Here is a 23,099-nt window from a genome sequence, read left to right on the forward strand (position 1 = left end):
GGGAAAACCCGCAATCGCACCCATGAAGATTTTGGCAGGAACGGCATCATGCGCATTCTGGTGGTAGAGGACGACGCGGAAATCGGCGCGGCGGTCCGCAGCCGTCTCACGCGCCTCGGTCACGCGGTGGACCTCGAAGCGAACGGCGCCACGGCGAACAGCCTGCTCGGTGTGGAGCGCTTCGATCTGGTCGTGCTCGACGTAATGCTTCCCGCCATGGACGGCTTCGAGATTCTGCGCCATCTGCGCGCGTCGGGCTCGACCACGCCGGTGCTGCTGCTCACCGCACGCTCGGCCATCGACGACCGCGTGAGCGGCCTCGGCCTCGGCGCCGACGACTACCTCGTCAAGCCGTTCGACTACCGCGAACTCGAAGCGCGCGTGCAGGCGCTCCTGCGCCGCAACAGCGGGCACGCGAACGATGTGGTGAGGCTCGGCGGTCTTGCCATCGACCGCAGCAGCCGGTTGGCCGAACTCGACGGCAAACCGCTCTCGCTCTCGCGCCAGGAGTTCGCGCTGCTCGAAATCCTCGCCAGCCGTCCGCAACGCATCTTCCCGAAGGAAGAACTGCTGAACCAGTTGTTCAGCTACGGCAACGAGCCGAGCGCGAATGCCGTCGAACAATACGTGACGCGTGTGCGCAAGAAGCTGCAGGGCAGTTCGGTCGAGATCCGCACGGTGCGCGGCATGGGATATCAAATTGCCGCGCTTTGACTGGTTTCCGAAAACGCTGCTCGGGCGCACGCTGCTCTTCATCGCGCTCGTCGTGGCGTCGGGCGCGGCGGCGCTCGCGGGCATCGCGCGCTATTACGCGGGCGTTGCGTCCGAGCGCGCCTACGACCAGCTGCTTGCGGGCGCAACCATCCAGGTCGCCGAAAACCTCTACGTGCAGGGCGGCGTGCTCGCGCTCAATCCGCCGGTGGCCGCGCTCTCCACGCTCTCGCGCTATGACGTCGTCTACTACAAGGTGGTCGACGCGCGCGGCCTCGTCGTCGCGGGGTATGGCGACCTTCCCGGTCCGGCCAGTACGACGAGCGCGATGAGCGCGCGCCAGGGTCCGACGTTCGCGAACGCCCGCTACCAGGGCGAGCGCGTGCGCACGGCGACCATCGGGCGCTACATGCCGGACGCGCGGCCGCCCGGCTGGGCCCTCGTCACGGTCGCGCAGACCACGCATGCGCGCCAGCAGCTCACGAACGACATGAGCCTCAAGGTCTGGACGCTGATCCTGCTGATGAGCGTGCTCGCCATCGGCGCGAGCGGACTGGCGATCCGGCGCGGCCTGCGTCCGCTCGCGCAGATCGAGCAGATCATCGCCGCGCGCGACCCGGCCGACCTGCGGCCCGTGGCGCACGACACACCAAGCGAAATCAACGCGCTGATCGGCGCCATCAACGGGCTGATCGGCCGCCTCGCCGAACGCATGACGGCCATGCAGCGCTTCATTGCCGACGCCGCGCACCAGATGCGCACGCCGATCGCGCGGCTCGACGCGCAGATCGAATTGCTCAGCACCGAGTCCGATCCCGCGCGCCACGCCGCGCGGCTCGAAGCGCTGCGCGCCACCTGCTCGGACGTGGGCCGGCTCACCGGCCAGCTACTCAATCACGCGATGGTGATTCATCGCACCGAAGTGGTCCCGCTGCAGCATGTGGACCTCGCGAAGCTCGCGAGGGAAGGGCTGGGCCGAACGATTCCGCTCGCCGACGAACGCGACGTACAAGTGGCATTCGAAAGCAACGCGCCGCAGGTCTGGATCGCGGGCGACCCCGTGAGCCTGCAGGAAGCGCTGTCGAACGTGCTGCACAACGCGCTGCTGCACGGCAAGGCCGACGATATCGTCGTCACCGTGAACGCCGCGCCGGAGGCCGTCACGCTGACCGTGACCGACAACGGACGAGGCATTGCGCACGAACACTGGGACGCCGCGTTGCGTCCGTTCGAGCGCATCGGCCAGGAAGGCGCGGAGCGCACGACGGGCTCCGGCCTTGGACTTGCCATCGTGCAGGCGGTGATGAAGGCGCACGGCGGGCGCGTGAACTTCGCGTTTCCCGCCGGGGGCGGCTTTGCCGTGGTGCTGACGTTTCCTCCCGCAGAAGGCGAGCCGCCGCCCGCTACGCTACTGTGAACGCCTCGCGAAAGCGCTGGAGCGCGAGTTCGGCGCCGCTGCTCGCCCAGGCTTCGAGGCCGATCGTGCCGTGATAGTCCAGCGCGGCGGCGGCGCGCACAGTACGTCAGTGCTCTGAAGGATGCGCCCGCGCATACATGCGCAACGCCAGCCAGCATACCGCCGCGCCGAGGCCGCCCACCACCCCGCCGAAGCTGCCGACCCACGACACGCCAAAGCCGTTGGCAATATGGTTGCCAAGCAGTGCGCCCGCGCCGATCCCCACGTTATAGAGGCCGGAATAGATCGAGACCGCGAGATCCGCGGCTTCGGGCGCGAGCTTGAGCACCCATGCCTGCATGGCAAGGCCGAAAGAAACGATCGCCCCGCCCCACACCAGCGTGTGAACGGACAACGTGACGATGCTCAGCGCGGCGGGAAACAGCACGAGCAGGCACACGCACACGGCGACCACAGCCGCTTGCAGGAACTGCGCCGGATCGCGCGGATAAAGGCGATTGAAGAAAACGGCCGCGGGAATGCCGGCACTGCCGAACAGGATCAGGATATAGGTGATGCGTTGACTGCTTTCGTGGCCCACGGTGTGAATGAAGGGCTCGATATACGTATACGACGTGAAGTGCGCGGTCACGACGAGTATCGTGAGCAAATAAAGCGAGGCCAGCATCGGCTTTCTGAACAGCACGGGCACGCTGCTGAACGAGCCCGTTTGCTGGCTCGGCAACACGGGCAGCATTATGCGCAGCATGAGCAGCGCCATCGCCGCCGCGCCCGCAATGACGAAGAAGGTCTGCCGCCAGCCCAGCGTCTCGCCGATCACGCGACCAAGCGGAATGCCCGCCACCATGGCGATCGAGGTGCCCATGCCGAGCATGGCGAGCGCCCGGCTCTTGTTGCCGGGCGGCGCGAGCCTCACCACCAGCGAGACGGAAATCGACCAGAAAATGGCGTGCGCAAACGCAATGCCGATCCGGCCCACCATCAGCACCGTGAAGTTCCACGCCACGCCGGTCACGATATGGCTGACGACGAAGAGCGCGAATATCCACGTCAGCAGCTTGCGGCGTTCGACGTTGCGCGTCAGCAGCATCAGGGGCAGCGACGCCACGGCCACCGTCCACGCGTAGATCGTCAGCATGAGGCCGACGTCGGTCGGCTTCATGTGCAGGCTCTCGCCAATGGCGCTCAGCAGCGCAACGGGCACGAATTCGGTCGTGTTGAAAATGAAGGCCGAGAGCGCCAGGACGAGCACGCCCCACCAGGAGTGCCCGGACGAGACCGGTTCAGGCGTCGACATACGAGAGATACGGGAATCGATAAAGCGCGATTATCGCGTATCGCGCGGGATGCGATGCCTGAACCGTGCAGTGTCTCTTCTGGCCCTCGCCGCGAGCGGCGCGGGCCGGGCCGCCTGTTTCACGGCTGCGGCTGGATTCTTCGGCCGCGCGACCCGAACGCATACGCGAGCGCCGCCGAGACGAGCAGCGTGGCGCTGACGAAATACAGCCCCAGCGAATAGTCGCCGCTCAGGTCGCGCAGCCGGCCGATCACCATCGGGCCGATGGTGCCGCCGATGAGGCTGCCCATTGCGTTGATGATCGCGATGCCCGCAGCCGCGGCAGACCCCGAGAGAAACTGCGTGGGCATGCTCCAGAGCGGCGGCTTCGCCGCGTTGATGCCGAAGTTCGCGATCGAGAGCCCAATGATCAGCACAATGGCGTTGGCGGCGTGGCCGGACATCAGCATGCCGATACCGGCCGCGAGACACGCAATCGCAACGTGCAGGCGCCGTTCGTTGGTGCGGTCCGAGTTGCGCGCCCACAGCACCATCGTCACGACCGCGAACAGATTCGGTATCGCGTTCACGAGGCCCAGTTCGAAGTAGCTGAAGCCGAAGTGGTGGATGATCATCGGCGCCCAGATGCCGATGGCATAGAGCCCCGTCGACGTGCCCGCATAGACGAGCGCGAGCAGCAGCACGCGCGGGTCCTTCACGGCGCCCCACACGCTCGATTTGCTCTGCGCCGCCTTGGCTTCGCGTTCGCGCCGCATTTCGCCGCTCAGCCACTCGCGCTCTGCGGGCGCGAGCCACTGCGCGTCCTCGGGCCGGTCGGTCAGATAGAAGTACGAAACGATGCCGAGCAGCACGGTGGGCGCGCCTTCGACGAGGAAGAGCCACTGCCAGCCGTGCAGATGCGCCGCGCCCTCGAGGCTCATGAGCGCGCCCGAGATGGGCGAGCCGATCATGTTCGAGAGCGGCGCGGCGGTCATGAACATCGCCGTGACGAAGGCGCGATGGCGCGCGGGAAACCAGAAGCTCAGGTAGAGAATGATGCCGGGAAAGAAACCCGCTTCGGCGAGACCGAGCACGAAGCGCAGCGTATAGAAGCTGTACGGGCCCGTGACGAACGCCGTGGCCGCGGAGAGCAGACCCCATGCCACCATCAGCAATGCGATCCATCTGCGCGCGCCGACGCGCTGCAGCGCGAGGTTGGACGGCATGCCGGCCGCGATATAGCCGACGAAGAAAATCCCCGCGCCAACGCCGAACATGGCCTGCGTGAGCCCGATGTCGTGATTCATCGTGAGCCCGGCGAAGCCGACGTTCACGCGGTTCAGAAAGCTGAGGAAATACAGGACGATGATGAACGGCGTGATGCGTCGTGAGACCTTGCGCACGACGCTGGGCTCCAGCGCGGCGGCGTCCTGCGGATGGACTGCGGCGATGTTCATGGGTGTCTCCGTGTGGAGCGCACTTGCCGCGCGCGGCGGTGAGCGCACCCCTGTGCCGTTGTGCGCGTCGCGCGAACGGTCTGGTTATCAATGAGGGCTGACTGCGCGTGTTATCCGCGCTGCTGTTGCGCCGGCAGATCGATGCGGCACCACGGCTGCGCGGCCCAGTGTTTCGCCTCGAACGCGTCGATCGCTGCCCGCTGGCGCAGCGTCATGCCGATCATGTCGAGCCCTTCCACGAGCATCTGCTTCTGGCGCGGCGGCAGCGAGAACGCATAGCGCTCGCCCGAAGGCGCGATCACGACTTCGTTTTCGACATCGATCGACACGTGCTTGTCATCGCCGCTCGCGATCTCCGCGACCAGCGCCTCGACCTGTTGCGGCGGCAGCGTGACGAGCAGCAGCCGGTTGTTCGTCGAATTGAAGTAGAAGATCTCGCCATAGCTCGGCGCGATCACGGCTTCGAACCCCGCCTGCTGCAGGCCCCACACGGCGTGTTCGCGGCTCGATCCACAGCCGAAGTTCGAGCCGCCGATCAGCACCTTCGCACCGCGATATTCGGCGCGATTGAGCACGAAGGTCTCACGCGCGCGACCATCGGCATCGAAACGCAGGTCGTACAGCAGCCCGCGCGCGAGTCCCGATTTGTCGATGCCGAGCAGAAACTGCTTCGGCATGATCTGGTCGGTGTCGAGGTTGTTGACCGGCAGCGGCGCGGCCACGCCCGAGATCATGAACGGCTTAGCCATGTGCAAGCTCCTTGCGAATGTCGACGATGCGGCCTGCGATCGCGGCGGCGGCGGCCATCGCGGGGCTCATCAAATGCGTTTTGCTGTCGCGCCCCTGGCGCCCTTCGAAATTGCGATTCGTCGTCGACGCGCAGCGCTCGCCCGGCGCGAGCACGTCATCGTTCATCGCGAGACACATCGAGCAGCCCGGCTGGCGCCACTCGAACCCCGCGTCGATCAGCACTTGCGCAATGCCTTCGCGCTCGGCCTGGTCGCGCACCATGCCCGAGCCCGGCACGACCATCGCGCGCACCGTCGCGGCCACCTTGCGGCCGCGCACGACCTCGGCGACGGCGCGCAGATCCTCGATGCGCGCGTTCGTGCAGGAGCCGATGAAGACGCGGTCGATGGGCGTGCCCTCGATCGGCGCGCCCGCGGCGAGGCCGATGTAGTCGAGCGCCTTGTGCAGCGTCGCGGCGTCGAGACCCGCGCCTTCGGCTGCCTCGGGAATGCGGCCGTCCACCGGCAGCGCCTGGTCCGGGCTCGTCCCCCATGTGACGTAAGGCGCGACGCGCGCGGCGTCGAAGCGATGCTCGACATCGAAATGCGCGTCGTCATCGGAGCGCAGTTGCGACCACGCGTTGCACGCGGCGTCGAGCGTCTTCGCGTCGAGGTCGCGGACCTTGCCGGCCACGTAGTCGAGCGTCGTGCGGTCGGGCGCGATCAGCGCGGCGCGCGCCCCCGCCTCCACGGTCATGTTGCAGAGGGTCATGCGCGCCTCGGCGGAGAGCCCGGCGATCGCTGCGCCCGCATATTCGACGGCGTAGCCGCGCGCGCCCTGCGCGCCGATCTTCGCAATGATGTGCAGCACGAGGTCCTTCGATGTCGTTCCCGGCGGCAGCGTGCCGCCCACCACGATGCGCATGTCCTTCGCGACGCGATACACGAGCGTCTGCGTCGCCAGGACGTGCTCGACTTCCGAGGTGCCGATGCCGAAGCCGAGCGCGCCCAGTGCGCCGTAGGTCGTCGTGTGGCTGTCGCCGCACAGCACGACCATGCCGGGGCGAATCAGGCCGATCTCGGGCGCAACCACGTGCTCGATGCCCTGCATGGGGTCGTGGATATCGAACAGATGAATGCCCTGCTCCACGCAGTTGCGCGTGAAGTTCGCGGCCTGCTTCGCGGCGTCGACGATCTCGATCGTGCGCGCACCCACGGGCACCGGCTTGCTGGGAATCACGTGATCGACCACGCCCATCTGCTGGCGCGGGCGGCGCACGCGCAGGCCCTTCTCACCCAGGCCCGCGAACGCTTGCGGGCTCGTGTACTCGTTCATGATGTGCAGATCGGCGTAGAGCAGAACGTGCTCGGCGTCGACGATCGATACGGTGTGCGAATCAACCAGTTTCCGGTAAAGCGTGTGTGAGGACATGATGAAGCCCAACTAAAAATGACGAACGAACGGATCAGCGCTGGAGAAACGGCAGCACGCGTTCGAGGAGCAACTGGGGCGCTTCTTCGGCGAGGTAGTGGCCGCACGGCAGCGCCTCGCCGCTCACGCCGGCGTTCCAGCCACGCCATTCCGCGAGCGGATCGAAGCACTGACCAACCGTGCCATGCGCGCCCCACAACGCGAGGAACGGGCACGCGATGCGCTTGCCCGCCGCCAGATCCGCGCGGTCGTGTTCGAGGTCGATCGTGATCGACGCCCGATAGTCTTCGCAGATGCCGTGTGCCGTCGCCGGATCGGAGAGGCAGCGCAAATACTCCGCGTAGGCCTCGGGAGCGAATGGCGCGAGCCCGGCGCTGCGCGCGCCCATGGTCTGCTTCAGATACAGATCGGGGTCGGCGCGGATCAGCGTTTCCGGAAACGGCGCCGGACGCACGAGAAAGAACCAGTGCCAGTAAGCGCGTGCAAATTCGAACGACGTCTGCTCGTACATCGCGACGGTCGGCGCGACGTCGAGCGTAATGAGCCGCGTGACCGCGTCGGGATGGTCGATCGCCATGCGCGCGGCGACGCGTCCGCCCCGGTCGTGACCCATGACCGCGAACGACGGGAAGCCGAGGCCGCGCATGAGTGCGACCTGATCGAGCGCCATGCGGAGCTTCGCGTAGTTGGCGTGGTCAGGCGTGCCCTGCGGTTTGCCGCTGTCGCCGTAGCCGCGCAGGTCGGCGGCAATTACCGTGAAGTGTTGCGCGAGCGTCGGCGCCACCTTGTGCCAGATGGCGTGGGTTTGCGGATGGCCGTGCAGGAGCAGCAGCGCGGGGCCGCGTCCGCCCTGGATGGCGTGAATGCGAACGCCTTCGATGTCTGCCGATGCGTCTGTGAAACCGTCGAACATGCTTGTCTCCCGAGGTTGCATGCAGTCTAATTGATGCCTTGGACGATTGGGTTTCCGTAAAAGCAATCCGGTCGTAACTACCAGGAACGAATCAAGCAAGCCAACGGGAGCGGCGCAATGGACGCGTTTTCCGATCTGAATCTGTTTGCGCTCGTGGCGCGCAACCGCAATCTGGCCGCGGCGGCACGCGAGCTGGGGGTCACGCCGCCCGCCGTGAGCAAGCGGCTCGCGCAACTGGAGCAACGCCTTGGCGTGCGGCTCGTAAACCGCACCACGCGGCGTCTGTCTCTCACACCGGAAGGCGAGCTGTATCTCGCGAACGGCTCGCGCATCCTCGACGAACTCTCGGAACTGGAACAACTCGTCACGCGCAGCCGCGGGGAACCGGCCGGGTTGCTGCGCGTGAACGCGTCGTTCGGTTTTGGCCGCGCGCATGTGGCGCCCGCGGTGTCCGCCTACGTCGAGCGGTTTCCCTCGATGAAGATCCAGCTGCAGTTGACGGAGCGCCCGCTCAGCCTTCAGGAAGAAGGCTTCGATCTCGGCATCCGCTTCGGCGAGGTGCCCGACGCGCGCATCAACGCGCGGTTGCTGCTGAAGAACCGGCGCATCGTGTGCGCGTCGCCGACGTATTTGAAGCGGCATGGCAAGCCATCGGCGCCGCACGATCTGACGCGTCACGCCTGCATCGTGCTGCGCGAAAACGACTCGGCATACGGAACCTGGCACTTCTCGCGCGGCAAGCGCACGGAGACCGTGAAGGTCGACGGTGCGCTGTCGAGCAACGACGGCAGCACCGTGCTGCGCTGGGCGCTCGACGGCCGCGGCATCGTCGTGCGCTCGCAGTGGGAAATCGGCGAGGCGATCGAGCGTGGCGAACTCGTGCCGCTGCTCACGGATTGGGCGCTGCCGAACGCCGATATTCACGCGATCTATCTCGAACGCAACAAGCTCTCCGCGAAGCTGCGCAGTTTTGTCGATTTTCTCGGCGACTATCTGCGCGAGGCGGTCGGCACGGCAGTCGCCTAGCCGCGCGCGGCGGGGTTGAAGCTCACGAGCCGTCTGCAAACATCCGCGGCGCCGCGAAGATTTCAAGCCGCACAGCTTCGCGTCATCGCTCAGGCGTTCTCTCTATACTGACCCGCGTGCCGCCTGCCTCTCTCCATGACGCGCAGGCGCCGGCACGTTCCACGCGCATTGCCTATCCCTGGACGCCGCCACGAACCGCCGCGCGAAGCGCGACCGCGCGCCGACGCGCCGGCGTCTGCCTGCTTTGTGATGCTGTAAAAGAAACTGGAGAGTTTCCATGAGCACCTTTACCACCCGCGATGGCACGTCGATCTATTACAAGGATTGGGGCAGCGGCAAGCCCGTCGTGTTCTCCCACGGCTGGCCGCTGACCGCCGACGCCTGGGACGCTCAAATGCTCTTTCTCGTGCAAAACGGCTTTCGCACGATCGCGCACGACCGCCGCGGCCACGGCCGCTCCGATCAGCCCGCCAAGGGCAACGACATGGACACCTGGGCCGACGATCTGGCCGACCTGCTCGACAAGCTCGACCTGCAGGACGCCACGCTGGTCGGCCACTCCACGGGCGGCGGCGAAGTCGCGCACTACATCGGCCGCCACGGCACGAAGCGCGTCTCGGGCGCGGTGCTGATCGGCGCGGTGCCGCCCATCATGATCAAGAGCGAGAAGAATCCCGGCGGCCTGCCCAAGGATGTGTTCGACGGCATCCGCAAGGGCGTGATCGACGACCGTTCGCAGTTCTTCAAGGACCTGGCCGTGCCGTTCTACGGCTACAACCGCAGCGGCGCGAAGGTCTCGCAGGGCGTGATCGACTCGTTCTGGCAGCAGGGCATGTGGGGCGGCATCCTCGCACTGCATGACTGCGTGCACGAGTTCTCCGAAGTCGATTACACGCAAGACCTCAAGAAGTTCGACGTGCCCACGCTGATCCTGCACGGCGACGACGACCAGATCGTGCCGATCGACGACGCGGGCAAGCTCTCCGCGAAGATCGTCAAGGACGCGACGCTCAAGATCTACCCGGGCGGCCCGCACGGCATGTGCACGACGATGGCCGCACAGGTCAACGCCGACCTGCTCGCGTTCCTGAACCGCAAGTAACGCGGCGGCGCACGGCGTGAGCGTTCAACGCGCGCACGCCGTGAGCGCCTCGACGTATTGCGCCTGCCACGCCGGGTCTTGCGCGAACGCCGCGAGATCCGCGTGCAGGTCGTTCGCGTAGGCCGTTATGCACACGCGGTTGTTTGCCTCCACCGCGCGCGGCATGACGAGAATCGCCGCCACCACGCCGCCTACCGTCAGCGCGGCGATCGCCATGCCAATCGCCCAACGCCAGGCTTCCTCCCCCGTCCCTTTTAGCGCCGCTTCGTTCATCGCTCTTCTCCTTATTGATTAGCAAGGCAATCATTTGAGTTTTAAAAAAGGCGCGAACGCCTTACGCGAGTCCCTTGCGGATCTTGCGCATGCCCGTGACCGTCGACTCGAAGAGGTCCGGGCCCACTTGCGCACGCAGACGCCGCGCGACTTCGGCGCTCGCGCCGTTGATCGGGCCGTCGAGCGCCGTGCCGCCCGCCGTGGGAAAGAGTCCCCATTCGCGGCCATCGGCCTCGCCCTGGCGGCGCTCGAGCAAGTCCTTCTCGCACAGGTTGTCGACGAGACGCGTCGCCGTGGGCCGCGCGATGCCGAGCGTTTGCGCGACGTCGCTCGCGAGGCAGCCGGGTTTCGCCAGCACGACGCGCAGCACGAAACCTTGCGCAGGCGTGAGACCGAACGGCGCATAGACGGCGCTCCACTCGCGCTCGACGAGCCGCGCGAGCGCCGACGAATTGAAGTAAAGGCAGTGATCGAACATGGGGGCAATGAGACCACGAATTGATTAGCAAGGCAACCGTTTTCACGGACTCTGGTGAGCCTCGCGGGGCAAAATTCTTATATAAGACTCCCCAATTCACTTCTCTTTTCACAAGGGTCTTTACCAGCTTGACAGTCAATCAAGGGTACGATCCACAAAACCAGAAAGCCATGAGCGAATCGTCGGCATCGCCTCGCAAAGCCTTATGGAACGGGCCTCCGGCGCGGAAACGTTTTCAGCGCCGGGCCGGCCGATCATGGCAAACGCGCCGACTTTCTGGTCAATTAACATTGCGCAAGCGCTTTCCACGATATGAAATATAGGCACGCTTGGTCCCCAGCCCGCTGCAAATTGAGGCAAAATCCAGGTGTTTCGCCGACTGCGCGCAGCCGGTGGTGTTATCACCCCGTTTTTGAACCCCGCCAAGAAGCCGATGAGTACCCAGCAACCCACCATCATCTATACCCTGACCGATGAAGCGCCGCTGCTCGCCACCAGCGCGTTTCTGCCGATCATCCGCACCTTCGCTGCGCCGGCCGGCGTGAACGTCGAGACCAGCGATATCTCCGTTGCGGGCCGTATCCTCGGCGAGTTCCCGGAATTCCTCACGGAAGAACAGCGCGTGCCGGACAACCTGGCCGAACTGGGCCGTCTCACGCAGTTGCCGGAAACGAACATCATCAAGCTGCCGAACATCAGCGCATCGGTGCCGCAGCTCATCGCCGCGATCAAGGAACTCCAGGGCAAGGGCTACAAGGTCCCTGACTTCCCCGAAGATCCGAAGACCGACGAAGAAAAGGCGATCCAGAAGCGCTATTCGAAGTGCCTCGGTTCGGCCGTGAACCCGGTGCTGCGCGAAGGCAACTCGGACCGCCGCGCACCGCTCGCGGTCAAGAACTACGCGAAGAAGCACCCGCACAGCATGGGCGAGTGGAGCATGGCTTCGCGCACCCACGTCGCGCACATGAAGCACGGCGACTTCTACCACGGCGAAAAGTCGATCACGAACGACAAGGACCGCGAAGTCCGCATGGAGCTCGTGACGAAGGCCGGCGAAACCATCGTGCTCAAGCCGAAGGTCAAGCTGCAAGCCGGCGAGATCGTCGACAGCATGTTCATGAGCAAGAAGCACTTGCTGGCCTTCTACGAAGACCAGATGGAAGACGCGCGCAAGACCGGCGTCATGCTCTCGCTGCACGTGAAGGCGACCATGATGAAGGTTTCGCACCCCATCGTGTTCGGCCACGCCGTGCGCGTGTTCTACAAGGATGCGTTCGCCAAGCACGCCAAGCTGTTCGAAGAACTCGGCGTGAACGTGAACAACGGCCTCGTCGATCTCTACACGAAGATCGAAAAGCTGCCGGAATCGCAGCGCGAAGAAGTCATCCGCGACATGCACGCATGCCACGAGCACCGTCCGGCGCTCGCCATGGTCGACTCGGCCAAGGGCATCTCGAACCTGCACGCACCGAACGACGTGATCGTCGACGCTTCGATGCCGGCCATGATCCGCGCAGGCGGCAAGATGTGGGGCGCCGACGGCCGCCCGGCCGACACGAAGTGCCTGATTCCGGAAAGCACGTTCGCGCGCATCTACCAGGAAATCATCAACTTCTGCAAGACCAACGGCGCATTCGACCCGCGCACGATGGGCACGGTGCCGAACGTCGGCCTGATGGCGCAGAAGGCTGAAGAGTACGGTTCGCACGACAAGACGTTCGAGATCACGCAGGACGGCACGGCGCGCATCGTCGACAACGCCACGGGCGAAGTGCTCGAAGCGCTCACGCAGCCGGTCGAGCAAGGCGACATCTGGCGTATGTGCCTCGTGAAGGACGAGCCGATCCGCGACTGGGTCAAGCTCGCCGTCACGCGCGCGAAGAACTCGAACACGCCGGCCGTGTTCTGGCTCGACCCGTACCGTCCGCACGAAAACGAAGTGATCAAGAAGGTCGAAACGTACCTGAAGGATTACGACACGAACGGCCTCGACATCCAGATCATGTCGCAAGTGCGCGCGATGCGTTACACGCTCGAGCGCGTGATCCGCGGCCTGGACACGATCTCGGTCACCGGCAACATCCTGCGCGACTACCTGACCGACCTGTTCCCGATCATGGAACTGGGCACCTCGGCAAAGATGCTTTCGATCGTTCCGCTGATGGCGGGCGGCGGCATGTACGAAACGGGTGCCGGCGGCTCGGCGCCGAAGCACGTGCAGCAGCTGGTTCAGGAAGACCACCTGCGCTGGGACTCGCTCGGCGAATTCCTCGCGCTGGCCGTTTCGCTGGAAGACCTCGGCATCAAGACGAACAACGCGCGCGCCAAGCTGCTCGCGAAGACGCTCGACGCCGCCACGGGCAAGCTGCTCGACAACAACAAGGGCCCGTCGCCGAAGACCGGCGAGCTGGACAACCGCGGCAGCCAGTTCTACCTCTCGATGTACTGGGCGCAGGAACTGGCCGCGCAGAAGGACGACGCGGAACTCGCGGCACACTTCGCGCCGCTGGCGAAGGCATTGGCCGAGAACGAGCAGAAGATCGTGGGCGAGCTGGCCGCGGTTCAGGGCAAGCCGGTCGATATCGGCGGCTACTACAAGCCGGACTTCGCGAAGCTTGCTGAAGTCATGCGCCCGAGCACGACGTTCAACGCCGCGCTTGCTGCTGCTGCGAAGTAAGTGATGGAACGCTCCCCCGTGTAATGCGCGGGGGACGTGCGCCATAAACGAATCGAGCCTCCCACGTCACCGTGGGAGGCTCGATTTTTTTTGCCCTTCCTGTTCGAGGCGAGCCGCGCGGCCCGCCCCTCATTCGAGGCTTAGTCGTCGAGCAGCGAGAGATCGCGCACGGCGCCCTTGTCTGCCGACATCACGAGCTTGGCATAGGCCTTCAGCGCCGCCGACACCTTGCGCGGACGCGCCTTCGCCGGCTTCCAGCCCTTCGCGTTCTGCTCTTCGCGGCGGCGCGCGAGTTCCTCGTCCGGGACCAGCACGTTGATCGTGCGGTTCGGAATGTCGATGCGGATCTTGTCGCCGTCGCGCACCAGGCCGATCGCGCCGCCCGCCGCCGCTTCCGGCGAGCAGTGGCCGATCGAGAGGCCCGAGGTGCCGCCCGAGAAGCGGCCGTCCGTCAGCAGCGCGCACGCCTTGCCGAGGCCCTTCGACTTGATGTAGCTCGTCGGGTAGAGCATTTCCTGCATGCCGGGGCCGCCCTTCGGGCCTTCATAGCGCACGATCACCACGTCGCCGGCCTTGACCTTGTCGGCGAGGATGTTTTCCACCGCTTCGTCCTGCGATTCGGTCACGTGGGCCGTGCCTTCGAACACGAGGATGCTGTCGTCCACGCCCGCGGTCTTCACCACGCAGCCGTCCAGCGCGATGTTGCCGGTCAGCACGGCGAGGCCGCCTTCCTTCGAGAACGCGTGCTCGTACGAACGGATGCAACCTTCGGCGCGGTCCGAGTCGAGGCTCGGCCAGCGCGTGTTCTGGCTGAACGCGACCTGGCTGGGAACGCCGGCCGGGCCAGCCATGTAGAACGTCTTGACCGCTTCGTCTTTGGTGCGCGTGATATCCCATTGCGCGAGCGCGTCGCCGAGCGTCGGCGTGTGCACGGTCGGCACGTCGGTGTGCAGCTTGCCGGCGCGCTCCAGTTCACCGAGGATCGCCATGATGCCGCCGGCGCGGTGCACGTCTTCGATGTGGTACTTATTCGTGTTCGGCGCGACCTTGCACAGCTGCGGCACGACGCGCGAAAGGCGGTCGATGTCGGCCATGCCGAACTCGATGCCCGCTTCCTGCGCAATGGCCAGCAAATGGAGGATGGTGTTGGTCGAGCCGCCCATGGCGATGTCGAGCGTCATGGCGTTTTCGAACGCCTTGAAGCCCACCGAGCGCGGCAGCACGCGCTCGTCTTCCTGCTCGTAGTACTGGCGCGCGAGTTCGACGATACGGCGGCCGGCGCGCTTGAAGAGCTGTTCGCGGTCGGCGTGCGTGGCGACCACGGTGCCGTTGCCCGGCAGCGAGAGGCCCAGCGCCTCGGTCAGGCAGTTCATCGAGTTGGCCGTGAACATGCCCGAGCATGAACCGCAGGTCGGGCAGGCGGAGCGCTCGACTTCGGCCACTTCGGCGTCGGAGTACTTGGTGTCGGCCGCGATCACCATGGCGTCGATCAGGTCGAGCTTCTTGACTTCGATGGCCTTGGTGACCGGGTTCGCGAGGCGCGTCTTGCCCGCTTCCATCGGGCCGCCCGAGACGAAGATCACGGGGATGTTCAGGCGCATGGCGGCCATCAGCATGCCCGGGGTGATCTTGTCGCAGTTCGAGATGCAGACCATGGCGTCGGCGCAGTGCGCGTTGACCATGTATTCGACCGAATCCGCGATGATGTCGCGGCTCGGCAGCGAATACAGCATGCCGTCGTGGCCCATGGCGATGCCGTCATCGACGGCGATCGTGTTGAATTCCTTGGCCACGCCGCCCGCGGCTTCGATTTCGCGCGCAACGAGCTGGCCGAGGTCTTTCAGGTGCACGTGGCCGGGCACGAACTGGGTGAACGAGTTGACGACCGCGATGATCGGCTTGGCGAAGTCTTCGTCTTTCATGCCGGTGGCGCGCCAGAGGGAGCGCGCACCTGCCATGTTGCGGCCGGCGGTGGAGGTTTTGGAACGGTATGCGGGCATTGTGGCTGTAGGAGAAAAATCGCAGAAAGGAAGCGGGCCACGGGATTGAAGGCCCCACTCACGCCCTTGCGAACAACCTCTTGAGCTGCGCTCTGGGCAGAACTCGTAATTATCCCACAGGGATGGGCGCCCCGCTCTGCGCGGCGGTTTGCGCGGCCATTCCCATGCTTTTCCGCCAGTTCCATGCGCGCTTTGCATGCGGCGCCGGTTGCACATCACTGGCCGCGGATGTCGCGTGAAATCTGGCGGCGTATCGTGCCCGTACGGCGTCTCGTCGAGGCGCAAAGGCAAACACAACGGGGGGCGGCATGAAGCATGGGCAACGCTCGTGGCGGCACACGAATCTGGCCATCGTTGGTCTCGTACTCGGGCTCGTCGTGACAGGAGCGGGTGTGCGCCTGTGGCTGCGCGCCACGGGAGGCGGCGCGGGCGCTGCGGATCAGCCGGCGGCGGTCGCGGCGATTTTATGCGGCGTTTTTGTGGCGTGTTGCGCCGCGCATGAGATCTGGCGTGCGAGGGTGCAGTAGGTGCGCTCCAGGCGGTTATGGCCCAGGCGTCGGCAGGTTCTCTCAGGGTTGCCGAACCTTGCCGAATCCACCCGCCTGCACCACTATTCTTCGTCAAACCCGCGTGACGGAGAGAGCCCATGTCCCTGCAGAACATCAAGCACGTCGTTGTCGTGATGTTCGAGAACCGTTCGTTCGATACGATGCTCGGCGGCTTGTACACGAACGGCAGCAGCCCTACGCATTTCCTGCCCGCCGCCAGCGCGGAACGGCCATTCGACGGGCTCAAGGCGGGCCTGAGCAACCCGACCAAGGCAGGCGCCACCATTGCCGCCACCACGCCGGCCGCCACGGCCACGCTGCCCGACCCCGATCCGCAGGAGACGTTCGCGAACGTGCGCGTGCAACTGCTCGGCAACGCGGCAGGCGCGACGCCCATGTCGGGCTTCGTGCAAGACTACGAAACGACCGCGACGACCGACGCCAGCCAGGTCATGCAGTGCCACAGCCCCGATCAGTTGAAGGTGCTCTCGACGCTCGCGCGCGAATACGCCGTCTGCGACGCCTGGTTCGCCCCTGTGCCGAGCCAGACCTGGCCGAACCGCGCCTTCGCCCACGCGGGCACGTCGAATGGCCACGTCGACAACGGCACGCCGCCCGATCCGTTCGAGTGGCAGGTGCGCACCATCTTCAACGTGCTGGGCGACATGGGCGCAAGCTGGGCCCTGTACAGCGCCGCCCTCGTCGCGCCCTCGCTCACGCTCACGATGTTCCCGACGTTATGGGATCCGAAATACAAGGCCAACTTCCAGCGCTTCAGCAACTTCGTCTCCGACTGCCGGAACAACACGCTGCCGCGGTATTCGTTCATCGAGCCGCGTTTTCTGCTCGATCCCAACGACCAGCACCCGCCCCACGATGTCTATGCGGGCGAGAGCTTTCTCTACGACATCTGGCACGCGTTGAGCACCTCGCCCGCATGGCCCGAGACGCTGCTCGTGATCACCTACGACGAGCACGGCGGCACCTACGACCACGTGCTGCCGCCCGCCAACGCCGTGGCGCCCGATGCCGCGAGCAACCCCGGCGACCAGAATTTCGCCTTCGACAGCTTCGGCGTGCGTGTGCCGGCGGTCGTGGTGTCGCCGTATATTGCGCCGGGCACCGTGTTCCGCTCACCCGCCGCCACGCCCTACGACCACACGTCGATTCTCGCCACCCTGCGCGACTGGCTCGGCATCGCGCCCGCCGACATGCTCGCGAGCCAGCGCGTGGCGGCCGCGCCCTCGCTCGCCCCGTTGCTCACGCTGGACACGCCGCGCACCGACCTGCCGGCCATCGCCGCGCCACCGGCTTCCGGATTCATCGCCACCAATCTCGCCCGCCCGCTCAACGACCTGCAAAAGAGTCTCGTGAGCGGCACGGCGCGGCGCTCGGGGCTCGACCCGGCCGCCACGCTCGGGACCATGCCGACCCGCCAGCACGCCGTGGACTTCTTCCACAACCTGCTGTCGTCCGACCAACCCTGAGCCGACGAGAAAACCAAAGGCCGCCTCAGGCTTCGCCCAGCCCTTCCTGCGAAATCAACGCGAGCAGCACATCGGAAAACGCGTTGGCGGCGAGCGTGCTCGATGCGCGCCGCCGCTTGAGCAGCGCGACGGTGCGCTGCGGCAACGCCGGCGTGACGGGCAGCGTGACGAGCCCGCGATGCTCGCGCAGCACCGCCGAAGGCAGCAGCGTGGCGAGCGTGCCGTCCTTCACGAGCTTGAGCACCGTGCCCACCGAATTGGCTTGCAGCATCACGCGCGGAATCAACTGGTGCGCGCGGAAATAGGCATCGGCGAAGCGCCGCACCACGAAGTCGGGGCTCAACAGCGCAAGCGGCATCGTCCCCAGCTGTTCGGCCGTCACCTCCGCGCGGCGGCGCGCCAGTGGATGGCGCGTGGCCACGAGCAGCGCCATGTGCTCGGCAAACAGCGGACGCACTTCGATTTCGTCGGAGCGCACATCCGTGAAGCCGATGCCGAGATCGAGTTCGTCACGCTCGAGTCCGCCTTCGATATCTTCGAGCGGCCGCTCGCTCACGTCGAGCGCGATGGCCGGGTGCGCCTCGCGAAAGCCGCGCAGCGCCGGGCCGATCAGATATTCCGCGAAGGTCGGGGTATAGGCGAGCCGCAGCAGGCCGCGCGTGAGGTCGCGCACCTCGTTGAGCGCGCGCTTGCCGGCGTCGAGATGCGCGAGCGCCTGGCGCGCGTGTTCGATGTACACGCGCCCGAATTCGGTGAGGCTGATGGCGCGGCCGCTGCGGTCGAACAGCGCGCCGCCGAGATCGTTTTCCAGCTGGCGGATCTGCTGTGAGAGCGCCGGCTGCGAGACGTGCAGCACTTCGGCTGCGCGCGTGAAATTCTTCAACTCCGCCACGGTGAGCACGTAGCGTATCGAGCGAAGCATCAAGATGGCTGCCTCCCGAATATCTCCGGTTTTTTTCATAAGGCGCGCTTATCGTGACGATCCGAATATCGTCTTGGACGTGGACGCGCGCCCTGAGCAAAATGGTTTGCGATGGCGGCGATGCGGTGCGCGATACGCACGGCGTCGGCCGCCGGACACCATTCTACCGGGGGACAAACGGATGTTCGAGTCGATCTCGATGAGCGTGGTGGCGGTGTTCGCAGGCTCGTGCCTGACGTTTCTGATCGCCATCCTGCTGCCCGAACCCGTCGTGGCCAAAGGCGCCCGGGGCGGCCTTTATGCCGGGCTCGGCAAAGAAGACGAAAGCTTCGCGCGCACGGACCAGGCGCGCACGCGCCGCTTTCGCGCGCTGCAGACGTGGCGCGCAGGCGGCCGGCCCTCGCCGGGCCGCACCGAAGCCGCGCCGCGCCCCTTCAATAGACGTCGCGCAGGTAGCGCTTGTCCCGTCCGAGCGCACTGACGTAGTCGTGCGCGGCCTCGGCGCTCATGCCGCCATGGCCCGCCACCACCTCCCTGAGCGCCGCATCCACGTCCTTCGCCATGCGGCTCGCATCGCCGCACACATAGAGGTGCGCCCCTTCCTGCAGCCAGGCCCATAGCTGCGCGCCCTGCTCGCGCATGCGGTCCTGCACATAGACCTTCTCGCTCTGGTCGCGCGAAAACGCGAGGTCGAGCCGGTCGAGATGGCCGTCCTTGCGCATTTGCTCCAGTTCGTCCCGGTAGTAGAAGTCGGTGGCCGCGTGCTGCTCGCCGAAGAACAGCCAGTTGCGGCCCGTGTCGCCGCGCGCCTGGCGCTCGTGCAGGAAGGCGCGGAAGGGCGCGACGCCCGTGCCGGGACCGATCATGATCATCGGCGCGTCGCCGCTGCGCGGCGGCCGGAAATGCGTGCTCTTCTGCACGAACACGGGGACGCTGCCCTCCTGCGCGCGGTCGGCGAGGAAGGTCGAGGCCACGCCCTTGCGCTCGCGGCGGCCGTTGTTGTAGCGCACGGCCGAAACGGTCAGATGCACTTCGCCCGCATGCGCCTTCGGGCTCGACGAAATCGAATAGAGCCGCGGCTGCAGGCGCTTGAGCATGCCGAGCAGTTCGGGCGCGCTCATGTCGACGGGATATTCGTGGAGCACGTCGGCGAGCTGCTGGCCCCAGAGCCAGTTGCGCAGATCGCCTTTGCGCGAATCGTCGAGCATCTCGGCGAGGCCCCGCGAGCGCGTGCGCGACGCAATGAACGCGAGCGCATCGGGGTTCGGGCGCGCGATCTCGTAGTGCTTGCCGAGCGCCTCGCCAAGGCGCATCTCGCCGTGGCCGCTCACGGCGACCGGCGTGTCGGCGGCGAGGCGCGTGAGGTCCAGCAACTCGTCGACGAGCGCGGGACAGTTGGTGGGCCACACGCCGAGCGCGTCGCCCGCTTCGTAGTCGAGGCCCGCCTCGCCCGTTGCGAGCGAGAAGTAGCGCGTGTCCTTCGTCGCGCCCTTCATGTTCAGGCGCGCGTTCTTCAGCAGCTTCGAGGTGGCCGGGCGTGCCTTCGTCGCCGCGCAACCGGGCAGCACCTCGGGAATCGAACCGTCGGCGGGCACCGCGTGCAGCGCCGCGTCCTCCTGCTTGATGCGCACCACGATGCGCTCGAGCCAGGCGTCGGCGGCGCTCTGGTATTCGCTGTCGCAATCCACGCGCTCCATGAGACGCGTGGCGCCCAGCGCTTCGAGGCGCGCGTCGAGCTTGCGACCGTGGCCGCAGAACGCGTCGTAGTTGCGGTCGCCGAAGGCGAGCACGGAAAAGCGCAGCGAGGCGAGGCGCGGCGCGTTGTCCGCTGCGAGCGCGCTCCAGAAGGCCGCGCCGTTGTCGGGCGCGTCGCCGTCGCCGAACGTGCTCGTCATCAGGAGGACGTATTGCGCCCTGGCGAGGTTCGCGAGCGGGTAATCGGCCATGCAGGCCGTGCGAATCTCGAAGCCCGATTCCATCAGTTGCGTCGCGTATTGCTCGACGAGCGATTCGACGTTGCCCGTCTGCGAGGCCCACAGCAGCACGACCTTGGGGCGCGTATGGGCGATGCGCACGCCATGCGGCTTTTCTTCGGGAGCGCCCGGCGCGGCGAGCGCAGCCGTGCGCGCGACAGGCTCGCCGCGGCTGAACAGGCCCGCCAGCAGGCCGTCCAGCCAGACGCGCGTGTCGGCGGGAAACGGCGCGTGCACGGGCAGCATCGGCACGCCGACGGGCTCGGCCGCCCGCAACGAGCGCAGGCCGCCGACAAAGCCCGCGAGGTACTGGCGTTGCGCGTCGCCCAGCTGCGGCGCGGCGACGTCGTCGAGACCGAGTAGCGTCGAAAAGGCATCGATACGGGACATGTCGAGTTCCTGAGACGGGTTGACGGCTTGCGGCGCGCCGGCGTCGAACGTGGCCGATGCAACGGCGGCATCGGCGCCATCCGGTACGCGCGTGGTCTCGCGCGGCGTAGATGGCGGGCCGACGCGCGAGAGCGCGACCGCGCAGAATTTCAGTTCGGGCTGCTGGGAAATCGGGTCGATCGCATCGCTCGTGACCGCGTTCACGCAAAGCTCCTCGCCATACACGTCGTTCCAGTGCATGGGCGCGAAGCAGTTGCCGGGACGCACACGCTCGGTCACGACGGCAGGCAGCACCACGCGGCCGCGGCGCGAGCGCACTTCCACACGATCCTTCGCGGCAATGCCGAGCGCAGCGGCATCCTCGGGATGAATCTCGACGAACGGGCCCGGGTTGAGCTTGTTGAGCATCGGCACCTTGCCGGTCTTCGTCATGGTGTGCCACTGGTGCTGCAGGCGCCCCGTGTTGAACACGACCGGGAACGTGCCATCGGGCAGTTCGGCAGGCGCAACATGGGGACGCGCGAAAAACACGCCCTTGCCGTGCGGCGTGGCGAACGCGATGCGGGGACGCGTGCCGTCGGCGTTTTCCTTGAGCGTCTGGCTCACGCCGTCGTTCACATAGCGCAGCGGGTTGCGGTCGCTCGCGGCATCCGGCGCGATGGGCCATTGCAGCGGCGTTTCGCGCAGCTTCGCATGGCTCGCGCCGCGCAGGTCGTAGCCCGTCTTCGGGTTCGCGAAGCGCGTGATCTCGTCGAACACCTCGGCGGCGCTCGCGTAGCTGAACGCCTGCGCAAAACCCATCTCGCAGGCCACGCGCGCGATGATCTGCCAGTCGGGCAGCGCCTCGCCCGGCGGCTCGACGGCCTGCTGCATGAGCGTCATGTTGCGCTCGGAGTTGATCATCACGCCGTCGGCCTCGGCCCAGAGCGCGCCGGGCAGCAGCACGTCGGCGTACTGATTCGTTTCGGTGTCCAGAAAAGCGTCCTGGGCGATCACGAGTTCGGCGGCCCTCAGGCCCGCCACTACCGTTTGCCGGTTCGCGACGCTCGCCACCGGGTTCGTGCAGATGATCCAGCACGCCTTGATCTCGCCCGCGGCCATGCGCGAGAACATGTCGACGGTGCCGCTGCCCACCTTCACGGGCAGCGTGCCGGGCGCCACGCCCCACGCCGCTTCGACGAACGCGCGGTCTTCTTGCGCGAGCACCGTGCGCTGGCCGGGCAAGCCGGGGCCCATGTAGCCCATCTCGCGCCCGCCCATGGCGTTGGGCTGCCCCGTGAGCGAGAACGGCCCGCTGCCGGGACGGCAAATCTTGCCCGTCGCCAGATGCAGGTTGCAGATCGCGTTGGTGCTCCACGTGCCGTGCGTGCTCTGGTTCAGGCCCATGGTCCAGCAGCTCATCCACTCGGGCGCCTCGCCGATCATCTGCGCGGCGCGGCGAATGTCGTCGACGGCGAGACCCGTGATCTCGGCGACCTTTTCCGGCGTGTAGTCGTCGAGGAACGCAGGCATTGCGTCCCATCCTTCGGTGTACTGTGCGATGAAATCCGCATCGGTGTGGCCGTGCTTGTGCAGCAGGTGCAGCAGGCCATTGAGCAGCGCGAGATCGGTGCCCGGCGCGATCTGCAGGAACAGCGACGCCTTCTCGGCGGTCGCCGTGCGGCGCGGGTCCACGACGATCAGCTTCGCGCCCGCCTTCACGCGGTCCATCATGCGCAGGAACAGGATCGGATGGCAATCCGCCATGTTTGCGCCGATCACGAAGAAGAGATCGGCGCGGTCGAGGTCCTGATACGAACCCGGCGGCCCGTCCGCGCCGAGCGAAAGCTTGTAGCCGCTGCCCGCGCTCGCCATGCACAGGCGCGAGTTCGACTCGATGTTGTTGGTGCGCACGAAGCCCTTGGCGAGCTTGTTCACGAGGTACTGCGCCTCGATCGACATCTGCCCGGAAACGTAGAACGAGAGCGCGTCGGGGCCGTGCGCGTCGAGCGTCGAGCGCAGGCGGCGCGCCGTATCGGCGATGGCCTGCGCGAGCGGCAGCGGCACCGGGTCCTCGTCGCGCGCGTGGCGCACGAAGGCGCGCTCGAGACGCCCCGACTTGCGCAGCGCCACGTGCGCCGACGAACCCTTCGTGCAGAGGCGGCCGAAGTTGGTCGGATGCTCGGCGTCGCCGGAGATCTTCGCGACCTGGCCGTCCTCGACGTGCAGGATCATCCCGCAGCCTACGCCGCAGTACGGGCAAACGCTCTTTACGCTCTCGCTGCTCATGCGGTCGATCGATATCAGCTT

General features: G+C 66.3%; 18 protein-coding genes. 7 read left to right on the top strand and 11 right to left on the bottom strand.

Annotated elements, in window-relative coordinates; all coding sequences use genetic code 11:
• The first annotated feature begins 48 nt into the window (after window positions 1-48).
• Together AB4Y35_RS26200 and AB4Y35_RS26205 are read left to right on the top strand one after the other, a co-directional pair.
• On the top strand, window positions 49-714 hold the full coding sequence (locus AB4Y35_RS26200; RefSeq protein WP_368706618.1) for a response regulator transcription factor: 666 nt from the start codon (window positions 49-51) through the stop codon (window positions 712-714).
• A complete protein-coding gene (locus AB4Y35_RS26205; protein ID WP_368706619.1) occupies window positions 701-2,128 on the top strand; it encodes a sensor histidine kinase in 1,428 nt (475 codons plus the stop codon). Before AB4Y35_RS26200 ends, AB4Y35_RS26205 begins: the two co-directional genes overlap by 14 nt.
• A gap of 106 nt (window positions 2,129-2,234) precedes the next feature.
• Here the strand turns inward: AB4Y35_RS26205 and AB4Y35_RS26210 are convergent, their stop codons facing one another.
• The 5 genes from AB4Y35_RS26210 to AB4Y35_RS26230 form a co-directional block, all read right to left on the bottom strand.
• On the bottom strand, window positions 2,235-3,425 hold the full coding sequence (locus AB4Y35_RS26210) for a sugar transporter (protein ID WP_368706620.1): 1,191 nt from the start codon (window positions 3,423-3,425) through the stop codon (window positions 2,235-2,237).
• A gap of 119 nt (window positions 3,426-3,544) precedes the next feature.
• Window positions 3,545-4,861 (bottom strand): MFS transporter, encoded by a 1,317-nt coding sequence (locus AB4Y35_RS26215; protein WP_368694298.1) that lies wholly within the window; start codon window positions 4,859-4,861, stop codon window positions 3,545-3,547.
• Window positions 4,862-4,971: 110 nt separating this feature from the next.
• Window positions 4,972-5,610, bottom strand: a complete 639-nt coding sequence (gene leuD, locus AB4Y35_RS26220; protein WP_368706621.1) for a 3-isopropylmalate dehydratase small subunit — start codon at window positions 5,608-5,610, stop codon at window positions 4,972-4,974.
• Window positions 5,603-7,021 (bottom strand): 3-isopropylmalate dehydratase large subunit, encoded by a 1,419-nt coding sequence (gene leuC / locus AB4Y35_RS26225; protein ID WP_368706622.1) that lies wholly within the window; start codon window positions 7,019-7,021, stop codon window positions 5,603-5,605. The genes leuD and leuC overlap by 8 nt, the downstream gene beginning before the upstream one ends.
• Window positions 7,022-7,055: 34 nt before the next feature.
• Complete coding sequence (locus AB4Y35_RS26230; protein ID WP_368706623.1) at window positions 7,056-7,934, bottom strand: alpha/beta fold hydrolase; 879 nt, start codon at window positions 7,932-7,934, stop codon at window positions 7,056-7,058.
• Between the two features lie 117 nt (window positions 7,935-8,051).
• Here AB4Y35_RS26230 and AB4Y35_RS26235 point away from each other — a divergent pair, with 117 nt between their 5' ends.
• Together AB4Y35_RS26235 and AB4Y35_RS26240 are read left to right on the top strand one after the other, a co-directional pair.
• Entirely contained in the window at window positions 8,052-8,960 is a 909-nt protein-coding gene (locus tag AB4Y35_RS26235; RefSeq protein WP_368706624.1) for a LysR family transcriptional regulator, read from the top strand.
• A gap of 277 nt (window positions 8,961-9,237) precedes the next feature.
• Complete coding sequence (locus AB4Y35_RS26240) at window positions 9,238-10,062, top strand: alpha/beta fold hydrolase (RefSeq protein ID WP_368706625.1); 825 nt, start codon at window positions 9,238-9,240, stop codon at window positions 10,060-10,062.
• Between the two features lie 24 nt (window positions 10,063-10,086).
• Here the strand turns inward: AB4Y35_RS26240 and AB4Y35_RS26245 are convergent, their stop codons facing one another.
• From AB4Y35_RS26245 to AB4Y35_RS26255, 3 genes are all read right to left on the bottom strand, one after another.
• Complete coding sequence (locus AB4Y35_RS26245; protein WP_368706626.1) at window positions 10,087-10,335, bottom strand: hypothetical protein; 249 nt, start codon at window positions 10,333-10,335, stop codon at window positions 10,087-10,089.
• A 61-nt stretch (window positions 10,336-10,396) separates the two neighbouring features.
• Entirely contained in the window at window positions 10,397-10,813 is a 417-nt protein-coding gene (locus tag AB4Y35_RS26250; protein WP_368688842.1) for a MarR family winged helix-turn-helix transcriptional regulator, read from the bottom strand.
• A gap of 135 nt (window positions 10,814-10,948) precedes the next feature.
• On the bottom strand, window positions 10,949-11,104 hold the full coding sequence (locus AB4Y35_RS26255; protein WP_368706627.1) for a hypothetical protein: 156 nt from the start codon (window positions 11,102-11,104) through the stop codon (window positions 10,949-10,951).
• Window positions 11,105-11,246: 142 nt separating this feature from the next.
• Here AB4Y35_RS26255 and AB4Y35_RS26260 point away from each other — a divergent pair, with 142 nt between their 5' ends.
• Window positions 11,247-13,490 (top strand): NADP-dependent isocitrate dehydrogenase, encoded by a 2,244-nt coding sequence (locus AB4Y35_RS26260; protein WP_368706628.1) that lies wholly within the window; start codon window positions 11,247-11,249, stop codon window positions 13,488-13,490.
• A gap of 140 nt (window positions 13,491-13,630) precedes the next feature.
• Here the strand turns inward: AB4Y35_RS26260 and ilvD are convergent, their stop codons facing one another.
• A complete protein-coding gene (gene ilvD / locus AB4Y35_RS26265) occupies window positions 13,631-15,490 on the bottom strand; it encodes a dihydroxy-acid dehydratase (protein ID WP_368706629.1) in 1,860 nt (619 codons plus the stop codon).
• A 646-nt stretch (window positions 15,491-16,136) separates the two neighbouring features.
• Here ilvD and AB4Y35_RS26270 point away from each other — a divergent pair.
• Window positions 16,137-17,525, top strand: a complete 1,389-nt coding sequence (locus AB4Y35_RS26270) for an alkaline phosphatase family protein (protein ID WP_368706630.1) — start codon at window positions 16,137-16,139, stop codon at window positions 17,523-17,525.
• 25 nt (window positions 17,526-17,550) lie between these two features.
• Here AB4Y35_RS26270 and cynR read toward each other — a convergent pair whose 3' ends face one another.
• Window positions 17,551-18,447 carry a transcriptional regulator CynR gene (cynR, locus tag AB4Y35_RS26275; RefSeq protein WP_368688838.1) on the bottom strand — a complete coding sequence of 299 codons (897 nt, stop codon included), beginning with the start codon at window positions 18,445-18,447 and terminating at the stop codon, window positions 17,551-17,553.
• A gap of 181 nt (window positions 18,448-18,628) precedes the next feature.
• Here cynR and AB4Y35_RS26280 point away from each other — a divergent pair, with 181 nt between their 5' ends.
• Window positions 18,629-18,928 carry a hypothetical protein gene (locus tag AB4Y35_RS26280; protein WP_368706631.1) on the top strand — a complete coding sequence of 100 codons (300 nt, stop codon included), beginning with the start codon at window positions 18,629-18,631 and terminating at the stop codon, window positions 18,926-18,928.
• On the opposite strand, the gene AB4Y35_RS26285 is transcribed toward AB4Y35_RS26280, so the two are convergent.
• Window positions 18,882-23,078 carry a molybdopterin-dependent oxidoreductase gene (locus AB4Y35_RS26285; RefSeq protein ID WP_368706632.1) on the bottom strand — a complete coding sequence of 1,399 codons (4,197 nt, stop codon included), beginning with the start codon at window positions 23,076-23,078 and terminating at the stop codon, window positions 18,882-18,884. The two genes, AB4Y35_RS26280 and AB4Y35_RS26285, sit on opposite strands and share 47 nt — an antisense overlap.
• Window positions 23,079-23,099: the final 21 nt, after the last annotated feature.

Source organism: Paraburkholderia sp. EG286A (genome assembly GCF_040965375.1).
Classification (GTDB): Bacteria; Pseudomonadota; Gammaproteobacteria; order Burkholderiales; family Burkholderiaceae; genus Paraburkholderia.